Source organism: Qipengyuania sp. Mu-71, assembly GCF_036867055.1.
Lineage (GTDB): Bacteria > Pseudomonadota > Alphaproteobacteria > Sphingomonadales > Sphingomonadaceae > Qipengyuania > Qipengyuania profunda.
Genome location: NZ_JBAJHR010000001.1, coordinates 1,485,894 through 1,505,365, shown reverse-complemented (window position 1 = coordinate 1,505,365; position 19,472 = coordinate 1,485,894). Strand labels below are relative to the sequence as shown.

Sequence of the window (19,472 nt, the reverse complement as noted above, 5' to 3'; positions counted from 1 at the left end):
GGGCCGCCCACATCGGGGGCCAAGCGAATTTCAGGAGATTTCCCATGGCCACCACCGCCGTCACCGACGCCAGCTTCCAATCCGACGTGCTCGAAAGCGACAAGCCCGTGCTGGTCGATTTCTGGGCCGACTGGTGCGGTCCGTGCAAGATGATCGCACCCGCGCTCGAAGAACTGAGCGAGGAACTGGGCGAGCAGGTTACCATCGCCAAGATGGACATCATGGAAAACCCCGACGTCCCCGGTTCGATGGGCGTCCAGTCGATCCCCTATCTCGTGCTGTTCAAGAATGGCGAAGCCGCTGCGCACATGCGCGGGGCGGCTCCCAAGGGCCAGCTCAAGCAGTGGCTTGAGAGCGAGCTTTAATCGAGCCTCGCATATAGCTCGGCGAGTTCGTCCCACAGGGCCGGGCTCGCCGCACCCAGCAGGCCCGTTCGGCCCACCTCGTCGACGCGATAGGGTGAGCCGTCGGGCCGCGCTGCTTTTCCGCCCGCCTCGTTGAGCCACAGCGCGCCCGCTGCGTGGTCCCAGGCCAGCGTGCGTTCGAAAATCGACACATCGTTCACGCCCAGCGCCAACCGTGGATATTGCTCGGCCGCGCAATAGGGGATGTCGACGAGTTCGTACTGCGGCGCGATATGCCGCCGCGTCGCCTCGCGGCGCTCTTCCTGCATGAAGATCAGCGACAGGGCGGCGATCGGCGGCGTCATGCCGGTGGGGCGGGCGGCGACCTTCACGCCATCAACCTGCGCCCCCTGGCCGCGATGCGCGGTGCAGAAGCGTCCGCTGAGGCAGTCGTAAATCCAGCCGGACTGCGCTTCCCCGCCTTCGGCGCGCGCGATGATGATCCCGAATGGCGGCTTGCCGCTGGCGAAATTGCGGGTCCCGTCGACCGGGTCGACGATCCAGCACGGGCGATCGAGCCGGTCCAGTATGCCCGGGTCCGCATGCGCGGTTTCCTCGCCCACGAAGGCGAGCGTATCGTCGAGCGCGGCCAGGCCCTCGCGCAGCAGCGCCTCGCTCTCCTTGTCGGCCACCGTGACGGGATCGTTGCCGCCCTTGTCCTCGACTTCGCCCGCAGCAAGGTTGCGATAGCGCGGGAGGATCGCCTGTTCGGTGACCCGCTGCATCAGCGCGAGGATATCGCGGTCGAGCGCGCTCACGAGCGGTAGTCTGCATTGATCGAGATGTAGCCATGCGTGAGATCGCAGGTCCACACGGTCGCGCGGCCTTCGCCAAGACCGAGATCGACCTCGATGCGAATGTCCTGCCCGGCAAGATGCTCGGCGACCGGCGCCTCGTTGTAATCGGCGACAGGCTGGCCATCGCGTGCGGCCCAGGTGCCGCCGAAGCCGATCGACAATCGGTCGCGGTCGGCGGGTTCGCCTGCCTTGCCTACCGCCATGACGACGCGGCCCCAATTGGCATCGCCCCCGGCAATCGCGGTCTTCACCAGAGGTGAGTTGGCGATCGCCAGGCCGACGCGGCGCGCGCTGGCATCGTCCGCCGCCCCGGTGACCGCGATCTCGATGAATTTCTGCGCCCCTTCGCCGTCGCGCACGACCAGCAGGGCGAGTTCGCGGCAGACATCGTGCAGCGCCGCGTAGAAGGCATCGGCGCCGGGATCGTCCCACGCCGTCAGCGGCGCATTGCCCGCCATGCCGGTCGCGAACAGCAGCACCGTGTCGCTGGTTGAGGTATCGCCATCGACCGTGATGCAGGAGAACGTCGCCTCATTCGCCTTGGACAGCATCTCCTGCAGGAAGGCCGGGTCCACGGCCGCATCGGTAAAGACATAGCCCAGCATCGTCGCCATGTCGGGCGCGATCATGCCGCTGCCCTTGATGATCCCGGCGAGTTCGACTCGCTGGTCCCCGATGAACGCCGCCGCTGCCGCACCCTTGGTGAAGGTGTCGGTGGTCCCGATCGCGCTCGCCGCGTCTTCCCAGCCGCAGGTATCGGCGCCGAGCACTGCAGCCACTCCGGCGCGCGCCTTGTCCTTGGGCAAGGGCACTCCGATCACGCCGGTCGAGGACACGAACACCTCGTCTCCCTGGCAGTGCAGTGCCTCGGCTACCTGGGCGACTATCTGCTCGACCGCCTCGCGTCCGCGATAGCCGGTGAAGGCATTGGAATTGCCCGCATTGACGATCAGCGCCCGCGCGCGGCCCTGCTCCACCTGCGCGCGGCCCATCTCGACCTCGCTCGAGGCGCAGGCCGATTTGGTAAAGACGCCCGCCACGGCGCAGCCGGCGGCGAGTTCGACATAGGTCAGGTCGGACCGGTCCCACGTCTTGTAGCCCGCGCGCGCCACGCGCAGCGTTACGCCGTCGATTACCGGCAGCGCGGGGAAGGGGCGGGCGAGCGGGGAAGGCGTTAGATCCATTCCCCGCGCGCTAGCCCCGCGCCGCGCGCCAGACAAGCGTCAGGCTGCGCGGCCCGCGACCCTCGGCACCAGCAGGAAGGCGATGAGATACAGCAGCCCGGTCACGATCAGCAAGTTATTGTAGCCGGTGAACAGCGCCGCATATTCGAGACACCCGCCGACGATCGTCCCGAGCAGGTTGATCGCAAAGGCCGATTGCGAATCGCTGCTTTCGCGGAAGCGTTTCGCAAAGGCGATATTGGCGAGGTAGATCGGCAGGAAGGCCAGCACGGTCGCCACGATGAGCCGCGGCCAGAACGCCAGCGGCAGCAGCCATTCGGGCTTGATGACCCAGGCCGCCGCAAGCGAGGCCGCCAGCGCGATGAAGACCACTTTGAGTGGCGGCGTCTTGACCCGCCGCTCGGTCTCTACCGCGGCGAGGACGATCACCAGCACGCCGGCAAACACCAGCGCGTTGACGAACCATGTCGTGCCGAACAACAAGGCAAAGGTCGCGATGTTCTTGGTTTCGAGCAGCAGGAACGCCGCACCCATGAAGAACAGGTCGGCATAGGGCCGCATCGTGCCGAGCGGGCCGCCTAGCAGCCGCACGGTCACCAGAGAGGCGAGCAGGATGGCCCCGATGGTGAAGGCATAGAGCGGCGGGAAGCTGTTTCCGCGGAAATAGAGGAACGGGGCATCGTCCTTGACCGTGGTGATTTCGGTCGTCGGAACCCAGGGTTCGCCGCAGGTCTGCGATTCCGCCTGCACCGCGATGCTGACGACGGCCTGCGCATCGGCCCAGGTGTCCACGCAGGGTTCATGGCCGAACACCGCCTGCGTGGTCCCGGCGAGCCGGTCGATCAGCCAGGGTTCGCGGTAATAATTGTACATCGCAAACGCGCCGTCGGGTTTGAGCGCGCGGCGGACCGACTGGATGGCCTCCTCGGTAAAGAGGAAGGATTCGAGGCGGATTTGCGATGCGCCGCTCACCAGCGTGAGCGAATCGGGCAGCGCGAAAAGGATGAGATCGTATTTGCGCTCGGTGTTTTCGAGGAAGGCGCGGCCGTCGTTGACATGCCTCTGGACGCCGGGATTGGCGTAGGGGCGGTCGATGTTCATCTCCACCCCGATCTGCATGATGCGCGGGTCGATATCCACGGCATCGACATGCTTGGCCCCTTCGCGCAGCGCGATCGCGACGTCCGAACCCGACCCTGCGCCGACGATCAGCACGTCGTCGAGCTTGCCCGGAAGCCGCAGATAGGGCGTCTCGTAAATCCGTTCGCCCTGTTCCAGCTTCCATTCCGCCGGAGCCATCAACTGGTGCGGGACGCCATTCGCGCGGATCAGGACGAAACCCGAATCGGCTTCTTCCATCTGTTCGGCGTTGATCTTGTAATAGGGTGACCAGCTCACCCCGGGGGTGAAGGTTTCCATCGCGAGGCCGGCCAGCAGCACCACGCCCCAGCCAGCGCTTATGATCCGGCGGTTGGGCGCTGTCAGCAGCATGATCGGAACCATGGCGACCACACCCCAGACGAGCGAGGGTGCATGGAGGAAACTCAGGGCAGTGAAGCCGAGAATCCCGGCCAGCGAACCGATCAGGTCATAGCGATAGGCAGACAGGGGGCGCATCTTGGGAAAGCAGCGCCCGACAAGTTCCGCCGGTCCGGCAAGGATTACCGCGACCAGCCCGAAGACCACGGGCAGCGCAAGCCAGGCGGGTGGCCCTTCGATTTCGAGCGCGGTGAAATAGATGAGGTCCGAACCCTGACGTTCGATCGAGACCGGAAACTGGATCACGCCGATCACAAGGATTGCCAGCAGCGGCAGCGATATCGGCCAGATCGACCATTCCTTGCGGCTGATCAGGAAGCCCGCGCCAATGCCGAGGAACGACCCCAGCAGGACGAAATTCGAGAAATAGGACAGGTGGACGACGCTCGAACCGAGCCAGCGGATCAGCGCGAGTTCGACGAAGAGCATGAGCCCGCTGGCCAGCAGCAGGCGGGTAAGGACGGCGGGGTCATCCCGCTCTTCATAGCCGCTCGGCTTGCTATCCAAGGTCCCGTCGACAGTGCTCATTCTTGCCCCCTGCAATCCCGTTTCGAGTGCGACGCTTAGGAGCGTATGTTTACTGGAAAGATAATTCGACTGCTGGCCCGCATCTGTCCCCAGCGCCGGAGGCGGGACTTTCGGCGAGTTTACCGGCTTCGGGCTGGACGATCCGCCTCCGCGTCACTATCTCGCCGGTCAGGATGCTTAAACGCCTGCTCGCCTGCCTTGCGCTTCTGACCGGCCTCGCTGCTGCCGGCGCGCCTGCCCATGCGGTGGTCTATGATGCGGCATCGGGCGTCGAGCGCGCAGCCGATACCGAGAAGCCCTGCCACGGCGAGGTAAACATCCGTCTCCACACGGTTCGCCATTCGCTGGTTGCGCCGCGTGCGACCGGACCGGGCCAGCCGGTTGCGGTCCTTTCGGTCATCACCCCGACCGTGCAGATGGGCATCGACCGCGCCTACGAATAGGCCGGCCGCGACATCCCCCGATTTTCGTCCGCCACGCACGCTGTGCGCGGGCTTTCCACCATACACCATAGAATTCATCCGGAAGGCGCCAGGCCCCCTATGTTCAATTCCATCATGAAGACCGTATTCGGTTCGTCCAACGACCGTTATGTCAAATCGATCGGCAAGATCGTCGCCCGGATCAATGCACTCGAACCGCAGCTCCAGGCGCTTTCGGACGAAGAACTGGCGGCGCAGACCGACAAGTTCCGCGCGCAGCTGGCCGATGGCAAGACGCTCGACGACATCCTGCCCGAAGCCTTCGCCACCGTGCGCGAAGCCTCGGTCCGTGTGCTCGGCATGCGCCATTTCGATGTGCAGATGGTCGGCGGTGTCGTGCTCCACCGCGGCGAAATCGCCGAGATGCGCACGGGTGAGGGCAAGACGCTGGTGGCCACGCTCGCGACCTATCTCAATGCGATCGAGGGCAAGGGTGTCCATATCGTCACCGTCAACGACTACCTCGCCGCGCGCGATGCCGAATGGATGGGCCGGCTGCACCAGTTCCTCGGCCTGACTGTCGGCGTGATCGTTCCGAACCTTCCGGAGCACCAGCGCCGTGAGGCCTACAACGCGGACATCACCTATTCGACCAATAACGAGCTTGGCTTCGATTACCTGCGCGACAACATGAAGCACGAGCGCGGACAAATGGTCCAGCGCCCCTTCAATTTCGCCATCGTCGACGAAGTCGATTCGATCCTGATCGACGAGGCCCGTACGCCGCTGATCATCTCCGGCCCGACCGAGGACAAGTCCGATCTCTACACCTCGATCGACGAGGTGGTGAAGGAGTTCCCCGAGGACTGGTACGAGAAGGACGAAAAACAGCGCAGCATCCAGCTGACCGAAGAAGGCACCGAAGCGGTCGAACAGCTACTGATCGAAAAGGGCCTGCTCGAAACCGACAATCTCTACGATGTCGAGAACACGCAGGTGGTCCACCATCTCGACCAGGCGCTGCGCGCGGTCCACATGTTCAAGCGCGATACCGATTACATCGTGAAGGACGACAAGGTCGTCATCATCGACGAGTTTACCGGACGCATGATGGATGGCCGCCGCTGGTCGAACGGGCTGCACCAGGCAGTCGAGGCCAAGGAAGGCGTCAAGATCGAGCCCGAGAACCAGACACTCGCCTCGATTACCTTCCAGAACTATTTCCGCATGTATCCCAAGCTGTCGGGCATGACCGGCACCGCGGCGACCGAAGCGGCCGAATTCTGGGACATCTACAAGATGAACGTGGTCGAGATCCCGACCAATGTCCCGGTTTCGCGCATCGACGAGGATGACGAGTTTTACAAGAACACGCAGGACAAGTTCAAAGCCATCGCCAAGGCGATTGCCGAGAAGAACGCCATCGGCCAGCCGGTGCTGGTCGGCACGGTGTCGATCGAGAAGTCGGAAATGCTCAGCGAATTCCTCCGGCAGGAAGGCGTCGAGCACGAGGTCCTCAACGCGCGCCAGCACGAACGCGAGGCGCATATCGTGGCGCAGGCGGGCCGTATCGGCGCAGTGACCATTGCCACCAACATGGCGGGCCGCGGGACCGACATCCAGCTGGGCGGCAATGTCGATTTCCGGATCGGCGACGAACTTTCCGAGCTTGAAGACGGGGCCAAGAAGGACCTCGAAATCGCTCGCATCACTGCCGAGGTCGCGGCCGAGCGGCAGAAGGTGCTCGAGGCCGGGGGCCTGTTCGTGCTCGGCACCGAACGCCATGAAAGCCGCCGCATCGATAACCAGCTGCGCGGTCGTTCGGGCCGCCAGGGCGATCCCGGGCTCAGCCGGTTCTACCTGTGTCTGGAAGACGACCTGCTGCGCATCTTCGGACCCGACACGCTGTTCTCCAAGATGCTCAACTCGAACCTCGAGGATGGCGAGGCGATCGGATCGAAATGGCTCTCCAAGGCGATCGAGACCGCGCAGAAGAAGGTCGAGGCGCGCAATTACGAAATCCGCAAGCAGGTCGTCCAATACGACGATGTGATGAACGACCAGCGCAAGGTCATCTACGAACAGCGCGCGGAGATCATGGACAGCGAGGCGGTCGACGACGTGGTGGTCGACATGCGTCACGATGCGATCAATTCGATCGTCTCGGAAGCCTGCCCGCCGGGTTCCTATCCCGAGCAGTGGGATATCGAGGCGCTCAAGACGCGCATTGCCGAAGTGCTGACGATCGAACCGCCGATCGAGCACTGGATCGAGGAAGACCAGGTCGAACCCGAAATCATCGAGGAACGGCTGGCCAGCGAAATCGATACGATCATGGACAACAAGATCGCCGCGGCCGATCCCGCGCTGTGGCGGCGAATCGAAAAGAGCGTGCTGCTGCAGGAACTCGACGGGCAGTGGAAGGACCACCTCGCCACGCTCGACGCGCTGCGGCAGGTGGTCGGCCTGCGCGCGCATGCGCAGAAGCAGCCGCTCAACGAATACAAGCAGGAAGCCTTCAGCCTGTTCGAAACCATGCTCGACAAGCTGCGCGAGACGGTGACCAACAAGCTCATCCGCCTCGAACTGGTCGAACCAGCGCCCTTGCCGCAGGTCGATCTGCCCGACTTGCCCGACTTCCTCACCGGCCACATCGACCCGCTGACCGGGCTCGACAATTCCAACGATGGCGACGGCTCGGCCGGACGCGCGGCATTGTTCGGTGCGCTGGCGGGCAGTTCGCGCGCTGCGGTGGGGCCGGGCGGTTCGGTGAGCGAGAACCCCTATGCGGGCATGGACATCAGCCGCAACGCGCCGTGCCCGTGCGGTTCCGGCAACAAGTACAAGCATTGCCACGGCGCCATCAGCGCCAATGCGTGATGCCCGGTCGGTGCAGCCCTGCCGCTAGGCGCGGCGGGGCTGCCTGACCATCGGTACCAGTGGCGGGCTGCCGGGTTCGGGATGGATCGGGTCGCCGAAGGGCTCGAAGCCGCACGAGGCGTAGAAGCCGGTATTCGCCGGGTTCGAATTCTCGAGATACGCGGGCAGTTGCATCCGGTCGCAGGCATCGAGCACCGGCCGGATCAGCTTGCGCCCCAGGCCCTTGCCCTGCGCCGCCGGACGCAGGCCGATGCTGAACAGATAGGCGTGATCGAAGGCCGGATGGCACTGCGCCATCGCATCGCCGGTGCGGATCCCGCGCGCCACCGCGCCCGGTCCGCAGCGAAACAGCGTGGGGAGGGCGAAGGCGGCATAGTCGCGCAGCGAAAAGCTCGCCTCGCCGCCGGGCAGCATCCACATGCACGCGCCCTCGTCGCCCAGTGAATAGCTATAGCCGCGCGGGACGTAGATGCGCCGCGCCTGCAGGTGGAACAGGTTACGGATCCCGGCGAACTTGCCGAACAGCCAGAGGTTGAAAGGATCGTTGCGGAAGGCCTCTGCAGTGATGTCGCCGATCCTGCGGGCATCGCCAGGCCCGGCGCGGACAAGCGCCTCGCCAAGTTCGATGTTACCTGCCTGCATTATCCCTCGTCCTCCCGTGCCGCGACGCTAGCGCGCGGCGCGGTGGCGGTCTAGGCGAGCGCCATGGCTTCCCTCATCGTCGCATTTTTCGTGGCAGCTTTGCTCTATGCCAGCGTCGGGTTCGGCGGCGGTTCGACCTATACCGCGCTGCTGGCGCTTGCCGAAGTCGACTATCGCCTGCTCCCGCTGCTGTCGCTGGCATGCAATATCGTGGTGGTGGCAGGCAGTTCGCTGCGCTTTGCCCGCGCCAAGGTCACGCCGTGGCGAAATGCCTTGCTGCTGACGGGGGTTGCGGCGCCCGCCGCCTTGCTCGGCGGCGTCACCCCGATCGACGAGGCGACATTCCTCACCATCCTCGGGGCCAGCCTCGTCCTGACCGCGCTGACGCTCCTGCTGCGACCGCGCGATACGGCGATGGGGGCGCCGCCGCGGTTCGCGGGGGCTATGCCGGTGCTGGCGGTGCCTCTCGGCTATCTCGCGGGCCTCGTCGGCATTGGCGGGGGCATCTTCCTGGCCCCGTTCCTGCACCTGACGCGCTGGGACAGCGCGCGCGCGATTGCCGCGACCGCGAGCCTGTTCATCCTCGTCAATTCGCTGTTCGGGCTGGCGGGGCAATTGCTCAAGGGCGGTACGGGCCGCCTCGGTGCGGCGATCGATTTCGGCCTGCCGCTGCTGGTTGCGGTCGCGATCGGCGGGCAGATCGGTAGCCTGCTGGCGCTCAAATACCTGCCGCAACGCTGGATCCGCTACGGCACAGCCGCGCTCACCGCCTGGGTGGGCGGGCGCTTGCTGCTGAATGTATGAGAAAAGTGGCTCCCCGAGTTGGATTCGAACCAACGACCAAGTGATTAACAGTCACCTACTCTACCGCTGAGCTATCGGGGAGCAGCCCGCTGGGCAGGGGTGCGCCTATATGGGCGGTCATACGGTTTGGCAAGCGGGCAAATCGCAAAAATTGTGCGCCGCGGTTCCGCTGTGCCGCTCAGACCACGAACTGCTCGGCGACGATGCGTTCGTCGAGCGCGTGGCCGGGGTCGAACAGCAGCGTCAGTTCGCTGTCGCGGGCGATTTCGAGGTTCACTTCGGCCACGTCGCGCAGTTCGCGCTGGTCGGCCACGACCGAGACCGGGCGTTTGTCCTGCTCGAGCACGCGCAGCGTGATGCGGCTGCGGTCGGGCAGGATCGCACCGTGCCAACGGCGCGGGCGGAAGGGGCTGATCGGGGTAAGCGCGAGCAGGTTCGAATCGAGCGGCAGGATCGGGCCGTCGGCCGAGAGGTTGTAAGCGGTGGATCCCGCGGGGGTGGCGAGCAGCACGCCATCGCAGACCAACTCGGGGATCCGCACCTTGTCGTCGACGGTCACTTCGAGCTTGGCGGTCTGGCGCGTCTCGCGCAGTAGGCTGACCTCGTTGATGGCGCAGAAGGTGTGCTGCGCGCCAGCCTGCGTGGTCGCTTCCATCCGCAACGGGGCGATATGGTGGCGCTTGGCCCGCCCGATCCGCTTGAGCAGCGTTTCCGGGTTGCGGTTGCGGTTCATCAGGAAGCCGACCGTGCCGAGATTGAGCCCGTAGGCGGGAATGATCCGGCCGCTGTCGAGCATGGCATGCAGCGTCTGGAGCATGAAACCATCGCCGCCGAGCACGACCACCGCATCGGCTTCTTCGAGCGGCACCCAGTCAGCGACCGCGCGGAATTCCTTGTCGGCGGCTTCTTGCGCACGCGGAGCGTCGGACACGAGCAGGGCCAGTCGGCTGAATTCGGACATGGGTCCCCTTGCATCCTCCCGTGCCGGGACGAGCTCGCCGGGCACGCGGGTTTCCTATGGTCGCGCGTCCCATTTGGCAACACACTGCAAAAACTGATACCGCTTAACCCCGGGCCTCATAAGGACTGTCACATGGCCAGCATACCCAGCTACACGACCGGCGACACACGCGATGCGCTCACCGGCCTGGCGGACCAGTCCCAGGCGCGCGAGACGATCGAGCGCTGGCTGGCTGAATGGCCCAGCGACACGATCGCCTGCCCCATGCACGCGATGATGATCACGCTCGGGCGGATCGATACGGTGAACGTCGCCTTCGGGGAATCGGCGGGCGACGGGGCGCTGGTCGAAGTGGCGCAGCGCATCAGGCATTTCGCGGGCGACGAACTCGAGAGCAGCAGCGCCTGGACCGCGGCGCGCCTTGGCGGGGGCAATTTCCTCCTCGTTGCGCGGCAGGAATGCAGCCGCGAACGCTGGCAGTGGCTGGCCGAGGCGCTGGCCGATGCCATCGCCATGCCGATCGCCAATCCCGAGGGCGGGGCGAGCCTGCGGCTGTGGCCGCGCATCGCCCTGATGCGCGTGACCCAGAACGACGATCCCGACAGCGTGCTCGATCGCCTGTCGGAGGTCGCAGCCCGGATGCGCGACAGCGCGCGGCGGCGGATCGACTGGTCGACGGGCGATGTCGCGCGCTCGGGCCGTTCGAACCAGCAGCTCGAAGCGGACCTGCTCGCGGCGATCGACCGCAACGAGATCGAGATTCTCTTCCAGCCGCAATATGCGCTTGACGACGACCGGCTGATCGGGGCCGAGGCGCTGGCGCGCTGGGATCATCCGGTGATCGGCCGCATCGGCGGCGGGACGCTGTTCCAGGTTGCCGAGCGGGCCGACCATGTGGCGCACCTGTCACGCCATATCGTCATGCGCGCGCTGGAAAAGGCGCTGCACTGGCCCGATCACCTGCGGCTGTCGCTCAACATCACCCCACCCGATCTGGCGGCCGAAAATTTCGCGATCGATTTTGCCCAGATGGCGGAAAAAACGGGCTTCCCGCTCGAGCGGATCACGCTGGAGATCGTCGAGCAGGTGCTGCTCGCCGATCTCGACCGTGTGTGCCGCGTGCTCGATCAGTTGAAACTGTTCGGCATCTGCATCGCGCTGGACGATTTCGGCGCGGGCTTCTGCAACTTCCGCTATCTCAAGGTCCTGCCGATCGACTCTCTCAAGCTCGATCGCTCGATGCTCGACGGCGTGTTGGACGACGAACGCGACCGGGCGGTGATCCGCGCGATCATGGCGATGGCCGAGGCGCTCGACCTGCAGGTGCTGGTCGAGGGAGTCGAGACCGAGGAGCAGCGCGAATTCGTCCGCAAGGAAGGCTGCAAATATTACCAGGGGTTCCTGCGGGCCAAGCCGATGAGCGCAAGCGCGTTCCTCAGCCTGACCTGATCCGAACCTAGGCCGCCGCGCTCTCGCGCTTGCGCGATTTCCTGACAATACCCGACAGCCCCTTGGTCAGCTGGATCAGGCCGTTGAGGCGGCTTTCGGGCGAACCCCATGCGCGGCTGATGACCAGCTTCATGTCGGGGCGCAGCTTGGCGGTGCCCTTCAGCCGGTCGACATAGGCGAGCAGCCCCACCGGATCGGGGAAGTCGTCCTGGTGGAAGGTCACCAGCGTGCCCTGCGCCCCGACATCGATCTTGGCGATATTGGCCTCGATCGCCTGGTGCTTGATCTCGATCAGCTTGACGAGATTGGCGGTGGCAGCGGGTAGATCGCCGAAGCGGTCGATCATTTCCGCAGCCAGCGCGTCGATCTCGGGCTTGTCCTGCGCATCGTTGAGGCGGCGATAAAGCGCCATACGCACCGCGAGGTCGGGGACGTAATCCTCGGGGATCATGATCGGCGCATCGACGGTGATTTGCGGGCTGACGCGTTCGGGCTTGGCTTCCAGCCCCAGTTCGCCTGCCTTGGCTGCAAGGATCGCATCCTCCAGCATCGACTGGTAGAGTTCGAACCCGACTTCGCGGATATGGCCCGATTGTTCGTCGCCAAGCAGATTGCCCGCACCGCGAATGTCGAGATCGTGACTGGCAAGCTGGAAGCCTGCGCCGAGACTGTCGAGATCGCCCAGCACCTTGAGGCGCTTTTCCGCCACTTCGGACAATTGCGTGTCGGTGGCGTAGGTGAGATAGGCATAGGCGCGCAGCTTCGAACGGCCCACGCGTCCGCGCAGCTGGTAGAGCTGGGCGAGGCCGAAAATATCGGCGCGGTGGATGATGATCGTGTTCGCGCTGGGCAGGTCGAGCCCGCTTTCGACAATGGTAGTCGCCAGCAGCACTTCGTATTTGCCCTCGTAGAAGGCGCTCATCCGCTCCTCGATCTCGCCTGCGCCCATCTGGCCATGCGCGGCGACGAATTTGACCTCGGGCACGTGCTCGTGGAGCCAGTCGGAAATGGCTTCCATGTCGGAAATCCGGGGTACGACGATGAAGCTTTGCCCGCCGCGGTGATGTTCGCGCAGCAGGGCTTCGCGCATCACCATATCGTCCCACTCCATCACATAGGTGCGCACCGCGAGCCGGTCGACCGGCGGGGTCTGGATGGTCGACAGTTCGCGCAGCCCGGTCATCGCCATCTGCAGCGTGCGCGGGATCGGCGTGGCGGTGAGCGTGAGCATATGCACGTCGGCGCGCAATTGCTTGAGTTTTTCCTTATGCGTGACGCCGAAGCGCTGTTCCTCGTCGACGATGACCAGCCCGAGGTTCTTGAAGCTGGTCTGCTTCGACAGGATTGCATGCGTGCCGACCACGATATCGACCTGCCCATCGGCCAGCCCCGCGCGCGTTTCCTTCACTTCGCGCGCCGGAACGAGCCGCGACAGGCGGCCGACCTTCAGCGGGAAGCCGTTGAAGCGCGCAGCGAAATTCTCGAAATGCTGGCGCGCGAGCAGGGTGGTCGGCGCGACCACCGCGACCTGCTGGCCGTTCATTGCCGCGACGAAGGCGGCGCGCAGCGCGACCTCGGTTTTGCCGAAGCCGACATCGCCGCAGACCAGCCGGTCCATCGGCTTGCCGCTTTCGAGGTCGCCAAGGACATCCTCGATCGCGCGTTCCTGGTCGTCGGTTTCTTCCCACGGGAAACGGTCGAGGAACTGGTTGTAGGGGCCATCCTCCACCTCCAGCACCGGAGCCTTCTTCAGTGCACGCTGGGCGGCGACCTGCATCAGTTCGCCGGCGATCTCGAGGATCCGCTCCTTCAGCCGTGCGCGGCGTTTCTGCCACGCTTCGCCGCCGAGCCGGTCGAGCTGCACCGCCTCTTCGGACGAGCCATAGCGACTGAGCACGTCGATATTCTCGACCGGGATGAACAGCTTGTCGCCGCCCTTGTATTCGAGCTGGACGCAATCGTGCTTGGACTTGCCCACCGCGATCGGTTCGAGACCGAGGTATTTGCCGATGCCGTGTTCGGTATGGACGATCAGATCGCCGACGCTGAGCGCCTGCAGTTCCGCAAGGAAGGCGTCGGCATCCTTGCGCTTCTTCTTGCGCCGCACCAGCCGGTCGCCAAGGATGTCCTGCTCGGTCAGCAGTTCGAGCTCGTCATTGGCGAAGCTGGCTTCGATCGGCAGGATCATCGCCGTGGGCTTGGGTACGCCCGATCCCTTCGCAGCCGACAAGCCCAGCGCTTCCTGCCAGCTGTCGGCCATCTGTACCGGCGTACCCGCTTCCTCCAGGATCGAGGCGATGCGCGCGCGGCTACCCTTGGAATAGGCGGCGAGCAGCGGACGCTTGCCCGCTTTCGCCAGCGCTTTGAGGTGGTCGGCCAACACGGGATAGACATTGTCCCCGCGCGCACGTTCGGGCGCGAAGTCGCGGCCCGAGCGGAAGCCGAAATTCACCACCTTGTCGCTTTCGGGTTCATCGAAAGGCGTCGCGCGGTGGGCGGGGGCGACGGCAAGGCCGGCCTTGAATTCGCCCGCAGTGAGATAGAGCGCATCGGGCTTCAGGGGCCGGTAATTGCCCTTGGCCTGTCCGGTGATGGCGGTGCGCTGGTCGTAATAATCGCCGATATCCTTCACGCGCTCGTCCACAGCGGCCAGCGCCGCCTGGTCGATCACGACGAGGTCGTCCTTGCCGAGATGGTCGAACAGCGTGGCCAGCTTGTCCTCGAACAAGGGCAACCAGTGCTCCATCCCCGCCAGCCGGCGTCCGTCGCTGATGGCTTCGTAAAGCGGGTCCTGCGTGGCATTGGCGCCGAACATCTCGCGGTAGCGGCTGCGGAACCGCTTGATGCTGTCATCGTCGAGCAGCGCTTCGCTGGCAGGCAGCAACAGGTGCGATTGCAGCCGCCCCGTGCTCATCTGCGTATTGGGATCGAAGGTGCGCAGGCTCTCCAGTTCGTCGCCGAAGAAGTCGAGCCGCAGCGCCTCTTCCATACCGCTCGGGAAAATGTCGACGATCGAGCCGCGCACGGCATATTCGCCCTTGTCGATCACCGTGTCCGCACGGCTGTAGCCCTGCCGCTGAAGCAGCGCGGCGAGGCTCTCGCGGCCGATCTCGGTCCCCACCTTGAACTCGCGCACGCTCTCGCGGATGCGGAACGGGGTGAGCACGCGCTGGAGAACGGCGTTGGCGGTGGTAACGATCAGCTGCGCCTTGGCCTTGCCCGTCTGCAGCCGGTGAAGCGCGGCCAGCCGGCGTGCGCTGATCGACAGCGCCGGGCTGGCGCGGTCATAGGGCAGCGAATCCCACGCGGGAAATTCGATCACGTCGAGTTCGGGGGCGAAGAACGCCGCTGCCTCGACGATCCCGCGCATCGCCGCATCGTCGGGCGCGATGAACACCGCGCGGCCCGTGCTGGCGCGGGCCAGATCGGCCATCACCAGCGGCTGCGCGCCCCGTGCCACCTGCGCCAGCGTGAGCGGTTCGCGGGCGTTCAGGATATTGGAAAGATCGGGCATCGTGTTCCTAGCGTTCGAAGGGGCCGCGCGTTCCGCACACGCAAGAATGCCCCCTGCCCGGACGGGAAGGGGGTGCGCGGCGTGCGAATAGGGAGATAGGGGCTGTGGCTAGTCCGTCAACGCGGAATATCGACGTAGTCGAGTTCCTGCATCGCTATCATCAACGGCCCCTGGAAGGACGGCGGGGTGGGCTGGGTCTTGAGCGCCCATGCCATGACATCGACATCGTCCTGTTCGAGCAGTGCCTCGAACCACGCGAGTTCCCCCTCGTCCCAGCTTTCGTGATAGCGGTCGAAGAAGCCGCCGATCATGTAATCGGCTTCGCGCGTGCCGCGATGCCAGGCGCGGAACTTGGCGCGTTGCTTGCGGCCTTCAAATGTCAGGGCTTGGACCATGGTGGGTCCACTAGCGCCAAACTATCGCCTCGTCATCCCTGCGTACTCAGGGATCCAGCGAACATCTGCTACCGAGCGATATCGACAGCTTATCGGGGGCCCCGCTTGCACGGGGGTGACGGGCCGTTTTGCCTTGGGCTAGGAAGCGGCGATGCGCCCCGATATCCTCAACCCGCTGTTCGCCGAAAGCGAGACGCTCGACGGCGTGGGCCCCAAGCTGAAGAAGCCGCTCGACAAGCTCGGCCTGACGCGGGTGCGCGACCTCGAGTACCATCTTCCGGAACGCTTCGTGACGCGCCGCGCGGTGGAGAATGTGGACGAGGCGGGCGAGGGCGAGCAGATCGTCGTCAAGCTGACCGTGACCGAGCATCGCGGCGGCCGGTCGCCGCGCGCGCCCTATCGCGTGCTGGCGCAGGATGCGCTCGGCAATGTGCTTGCGCTGACCTATTTCGGCCGCGCTTCCTACACCGCGAAAAAGCAGCTTCCCGAGGGCGAGACGCGCTGGGTGGCGGGCAAGCTCGAACGTTTTGGCGACATGCTCCAGATCGTCCACCCCGACCATGTGGTCGAAGAGGGCGGCGAGACGCTGCAGCGATTGTGCGAGCCGGTCTATCGCCTGTCCGAAGGGCTGACGCAGCCCAAGCTGGCGGGGCTTGTCGATCAGGCGCTCGCGCGATCCCCCGAACTGCCCGAATGGATCGAGCCGTCGCAAGTTGACAAGGAAGGCTGGCCCAGCTGGCGCGATGCGCTGGTGCTGGCGCACAAGGGCGAGAATGCGACGGCGCGCGACCGGCTGGCCTATGACGAATTGCTCGCCAACAGCCTCGCGCTGATGCTGGTCCGCGCGGACAATCGCAAGCGCAGGGGCCAGCAATTGCAGGGTGACGGCAGCTATCGCGCCAAGCTCGACCTGCCGTTTCCGCTGACCGGCGCGCAGAAACGCTCGATTGCCGAGATCGAAGGTGACCTCGCGCAGGAGGCGCCGATGCTGCGGCTGCTGCAGGGCGATGTCGGGGCGGGCAAGACCGTGGTCGCGCTCGAAGCGATGCTGATCGCGGTCGAAGCGGGGGCGCAGGCAGCGCTTCTCGCGCCCACCGAGATCCTTGCGCGCCAGCATTACGAGAGCCTGCGCCGCATGGCCGAACCCACCGGCGCGCGCGTGGCGCTGCTGACGGGGCGCGACAAGGGCCGCGCGCGCGAAGCGACGCTGATGGGCCTGCTCGATGGCAGTATCGACCTGGTGGTCGGCACCCATGCGATTTTCCAGGACAAGGTCGCCTATCGCAATCTGGCGATGGTGGTGATCGACGAGCAGCACCGCTTCGGGGTGGGCCAGCGGTTGATGCTCGCCAGCAAGGGCAAGCGCGCGCCGCATGTGCTCGCCATGACCGCGACCCCGATCCCGCGCACGCTGACGCTGGCGCAATATGGCGAGCTCGACGTCAGCCAGCTCGACGAATTGCCCCCCGGGCGGCAGGCGATCGACACGGTGGTGATGGGGCAGGACAAATTGCCCGCGCTGGTCGAGCGGCTGGCCGCGCAGATCGCCGAAGGGCGGCAGGCCTATTGGGTCTGCCCGATGGTGCGCGAGATGGACGGGCCCGAAGATATCGCTGCCGCCGAAGCGCGCCATGCCATGCTGAAGGAGCGGTTCGGCGAGGATGTGGTGATGGTCCACGGCCAGCTCGCTCCCGAGCTCAAAGACGCCGCGATGGAACGCTTTGCGCGCGGCGATGCCAAGCTGCTGGTCGCGACCACCGTGATCGAGGTCGGGGTGGATGTCCCCAATGCCACGCTGATGGTGATCGAACAGGCCGAGCGGTTCGGGCTGGCCCAATTGCACCAGCTGCGCGGGCGCGTGGGCCGCGGTAGCGAGAAGTCCTTTTGCGTGCTGATGCATGGCGAAACGCTGTCGGAGACCGCGCAGGAACGGCTCAAGCTGATGCGCCAGACGCAGGATGGCTTCCTGCTGGCCGAGGAGGATCTGCGCCTTCGCGGCGGCGGCGAACTGCTCGGCACGCGGCAATCGGGCGACAGCGCGTTCAACGTTGCCACGCTGGAGCAGATCACCACCTTGCTGCCCAAGGCGCATGACGATGCGCGGTTGTTGATCGAGCGCGACGGCGGTCTCGAAGGCAAGCGCGGCGAGGCGGCGCGCGTGCTGCTTTACCTGTTCGAGCGCGATTTCGGGGTTAAAACCCTACGCGGCGGCTAGCAGCTGCGCGCCTGCACTGCCGCAGGGTCAGGATGTTTGGTCGAGCAGCACCGCAAGCAGCGCGCGGGCACCGGCATCGACTTCGTTCCAGGTCGCACTGAACCCGTCGGCTTCGCCATACCACGGATCGCCCACTTCGCGGCCTTCCTGTCCCGGCACGATATCCAGCAGCATCGCGACCCTGGCCTTGCCATCACCCGGATCGACTTGCGCGATATTGGCCATGTTAGACCGGTCCATGCCGAGGATATGATCGAACGCATGGAAATCCTGCGCGTGTAGCTGCCGCCCGCGGTAGCCGGTGATATCGATGCCGCGCCGCTGCGCTTCGGCAATGCTGCGCGGGTCGGGTGGCTCGCCGACATGGTAATTGGCGGTCCCGGCGCTATCGACCTCGACCTCGAGCCCGGCTTCGCGCGCCGCCTCGCGGAAGGCCGCTTCGGCGAGCGGGGAACGGCAGATATTGCCGAGGCAGACGAACAGGATACGCGGTGTTGCCATGCGGCCCACCTAATCCGGCGATGCCCGAATGTGCAACCTTCAGGCGGCGAGCCGTACCTGGTTGCGCCCGCCGGTCTTCGCTTCATAAAGCGCGGCGTCGGCGCAGATCATCAGATTGTCGCTATCTTCGCCCGGTTGAAACTCGGCAATCCCGATGCTGGCGGTGACGGGGATGATCGCATCGCCATGGACGATGGGCGCCCCGGCGATCGCTTCGCGCAGCCGTTCGCAGGCGAACCGCGCGGTTTCGATGTCGGCACGGGGGAGCAGCACGGCAAATTCCTCGCCGCCGATCCGCCCGACCAGATCGCGCTCGCGCAGCGCCCTGGATGCGCGTGCCCCGACTTCCTTGATCACTGCATCGCCTGCCGGATGGCCGAACAGATCGTTGACCCGCTTGAAGTGGTCGATGTCGAAAATGGCGAGGCTGAGCTTGCGATCGCGGTCCAATTCGGCCCGAGCCATCGATCGGGTCAGCGCTTTCATGAAAGCGCGCCGGTTGGGCAGCCCGGTCAGCGGATCGGTCAGCGCGAACTGTTCGAGCTCGCGCCGCACCGCATGTTCGCGCGCCAGCGCCTTGCGGACATAGACCGTCGCGAGGATCGACAGCCACAGCAGCAACAGGCCGATACCCGCGAGCATATATTGGTAGCGCTCGTTGGCGATTGCCCGGCTCTGCGCAATCGCCGTGCGCGTGGCGAGTGCGGCGCGCTCGGTGCCCTCGATCTCGTCGAGCGTGCGGATGATCGCTTCGATTGCGTCGCGGTCGCTGCCGCTGCGCATGGTCCGCAGCGCGTCGGCCTGGCGCCCGTCGGCGGCGCTGGCGATCATCGATCCGATGACGGTGTCGAGATGAGCGAGATCGGTCTTCAGCGCCCTGATACGGGGGGCCTGGTCGGTATCGTCCGCCAGCAAGCCCGACAGCCGGTCATAGGCGGCACTGGCACTACGCTTGCCCTCGGTATGGGGGGTCAGGAAGATGCGCTTGCCGGTGAGCAGATATCCGCGTCCGCCGCGGATCTGCTGCAGTGCGGCAGTGCGCAATTGATCGGTTTCGAGCAGGACTTCGAGCGTGTAATCCTGACGGGCCTCAGCCGCCGCGCGCTCGATCGAGGATTGCCACGCGCTCCAGCTGGTGCCGGCAAGCAGCAGCGCGAGGATAATGACGCAGGCGATCAGGAAATAGCCACGCCAATCGGATCCACGCGACCGCGTGGCGATTTGTTTCACCACCCAC

Annotated in this window: 15 protein-coding genes and 1 tRNA gene; 6 read left to right on the top strand and 10 right to left on the bottom strand. The window is 65.3% G+C overall.

What is annotated here, in order from left to right:
• Nucleotides 1-44 precede the first annotated feature (44 nt).
• Entirely contained in the window at nt 45-365 is a 321-nt protein-coding gene (trxA, locus tag V6B15_RS07385) for a thioredoxin (protein WP_253516442.1), read from the top strand.
• Here the strand turns inward: trxA and V6B15_RS07380 are convergent.
• From V6B15_RS07380 to V6B15_RS07370, 3 genes are read right to left on the bottom strand one after another with little or no spacing between them, the layout of a single operon-like run.
• On the bottom strand, nt 362-1,129 hold the full coding sequence (locus tag V6B15_RS07380) for an inositol monophosphatase family protein (protein ID WP_334201338.1): 768 nt from the start codon (nt 1,127-1,129) through the stop codon (nt 362-364). The two genes, trxA and V6B15_RS07380, sit on opposite strands and share 4 nt — an antisense overlap.
• A 29-nt stretch (nt 1,130-1,158) precedes the next feature.
• Nucleotides 1,159-2,385, bottom strand: a complete 1,227-nt coding sequence (gene argJ / locus V6B15_RS07375) for a bifunctional glutamate N-acetyltransferase/amino-acid acetyltransferase ArgJ (RefSeq protein ID WP_334200632.1) — start codon at nt 2,383-2,385, stop codon at nt 1,159-1,161.
• Between the two features lie 39 nt (nt 2,386-2,424).
• Nucleotides 2,425-4,452, bottom strand: a complete 2,028-nt coding sequence (locus tag V6B15_RS07370) for a spermidine synthase (protein ID WP_334200631.1) — start codon at nt 4,450-4,452, stop codon at nt 2,425-2,427.
• A gap of 173 nt (nt 4,453-4,625) precedes the next feature.
• Between V6B15_RS07370 and V6B15_RS07365 the strand changes: the two genes are divergently transcribed.
• Together V6B15_RS07365 and secA are read left to right on the top strand one after the other, a co-directional pair.
• A complete protein-coding gene (locus V6B15_RS07365; protein WP_334200630.1) occupies nt 4,626-4,895 on the top strand; it encodes a hypothetical protein in 270 nt (89 codons plus the stop codon).
• A 99-nt stretch (nt 4,896-4,994) separates the two neighbouring features.
• Nucleotides 4,995-7,754 carry a preprotein translocase subunit SecA gene (gene secA / locus V6B15_RS07360; protein ID WP_334200629.1) on the top strand — a complete coding sequence of 920 codons (2,760 nt, stop codon included), beginning with the start codon at nt 4,995-4,997 and terminating at the stop codon, nt 7,752-7,754.
• 24 nt (nt 7,755-7,778) lie between these two features.
• Here secA and V6B15_RS07355 read toward each other — a convergent pair whose 3' ends face one another.
• Nucleotides 7,779-8,396, bottom strand: a complete 618-nt coding sequence (locus V6B15_RS07355) for a GNAT family N-acetyltransferase (RefSeq protein WP_334200628.1) — start codon at nt 8,394-8,396, stop codon at nt 7,779-7,781.
• A gap of 63 nt (nt 8,397-8,459) precedes the next feature.
• Between V6B15_RS07355 and V6B15_RS07350 the strand changes: the two genes are divergently transcribed.
• Nucleotides 8,460-9,200 (top strand): sulfite exporter TauE/SafE family protein, encoded by a 741-nt coding sequence (locus tag V6B15_RS07350; RefSeq protein ID WP_334200627.1) that lies wholly within the window; start codon nt 8,460-8,462, stop codon nt 9,198-9,200.
• Nucleotides 9,201-9,206: 6 nt separating this feature from the next.
• On the opposite strand, the gene V6B15_RS07345 is transcribed toward V6B15_RS07350, so the two are convergent.
• Nucleotides 9,207-9,281, bottom strand: a tRNA-Asn gene (locus V6B15_RS07345).
• 97 nt (nt 9,282-9,378) lie between these two features.
• Nucleotides 9,379-10,161: an NAD kinase gene (locus V6B15_RS07340; protein WP_334200626.1), complete on the bottom strand. Its 783-nt coding sequence runs from the start codon at nt 10,159-10,161 to the stop codon at nt 9,379-9,381.
• A 132-nt stretch (nt 10,162-10,293) separates the two neighbouring features.
• Here V6B15_RS07340 and V6B15_RS07335 point away from each other — a divergent pair, with 132 nt between their 5' ends.
• Complete coding sequence (locus V6B15_RS07335; protein WP_334200625.1) at nt 10,294-11,610, top strand: bifunctional diguanylate cyclase/phosphodiesterase; 1,317 nt, start codon at nt 10,294-10,296, stop codon at nt 11,608-11,610.
• Nucleotides 11,611-11,617: 7 nt separating this feature from the next.
• Here the strand turns inward: V6B15_RS07335 and mfd are convergent, their stop codons facing one another.
• Together mfd and V6B15_RS07325 are read right to left on the bottom strand one after the other, a co-directional pair.
• Complete coding sequence (gene mfd, locus V6B15_RS07330) at nt 11,618-15,124, bottom strand: transcription-repair coupling factor (protein ID WP_334200624.1); 3,507 nt, start codon at nt 15,122-15,124, stop codon at nt 11,618-11,620.
• Between the two features lie 116 nt (nt 15,125-15,240).
• A complete protein-coding gene (locus V6B15_RS07325; RefSeq protein WP_334200623.1) occupies nt 15,241-15,519 on the bottom strand; it encodes an FAD assembly factor SdhE in 279 nt (92 codons plus the stop codon).
• Between the two features lie 151 nt (nt 15,520-15,670).
• Between V6B15_RS07325 and recG the strand changes: the two genes are divergently transcribed.
• Nucleotides 15,671-17,734, top strand: a complete 2,064-nt coding sequence (gene recG / locus V6B15_RS07320; RefSeq protein WP_334200622.1) for an ATP-dependent DNA helicase RecG — start codon at nt 15,671-15,673, stop codon at nt 17,732-17,734.
• A gap of 27 nt (nt 17,735-17,761) precedes the next feature.
• Here recG and V6B15_RS07315 read toward each other — a convergent pair whose 3' ends face one another.
• Entirely contained in the window at nt 17,762-18,235 is a 474-nt protein-coding gene (locus V6B15_RS07315) for a low molecular weight protein-tyrosine-phosphatase (RefSeq protein WP_334200621.1), read from the bottom strand.
• Nucleotides 18,236-18,274: 39 nt separating this feature from the next.
• Nucleotides 18,275-19,465, bottom strand: coding sequence for a GGDEF domain-containing protein (locus V6B15_RS07310; protein ID WP_334200620.1), 1,191 nt, complete (start codon nt 19,463-19,465; stop codon nt 18,275-18,277).
• Between the last annotated feature and the right edge of the window lie 7 nt (nt 19,466-19,472).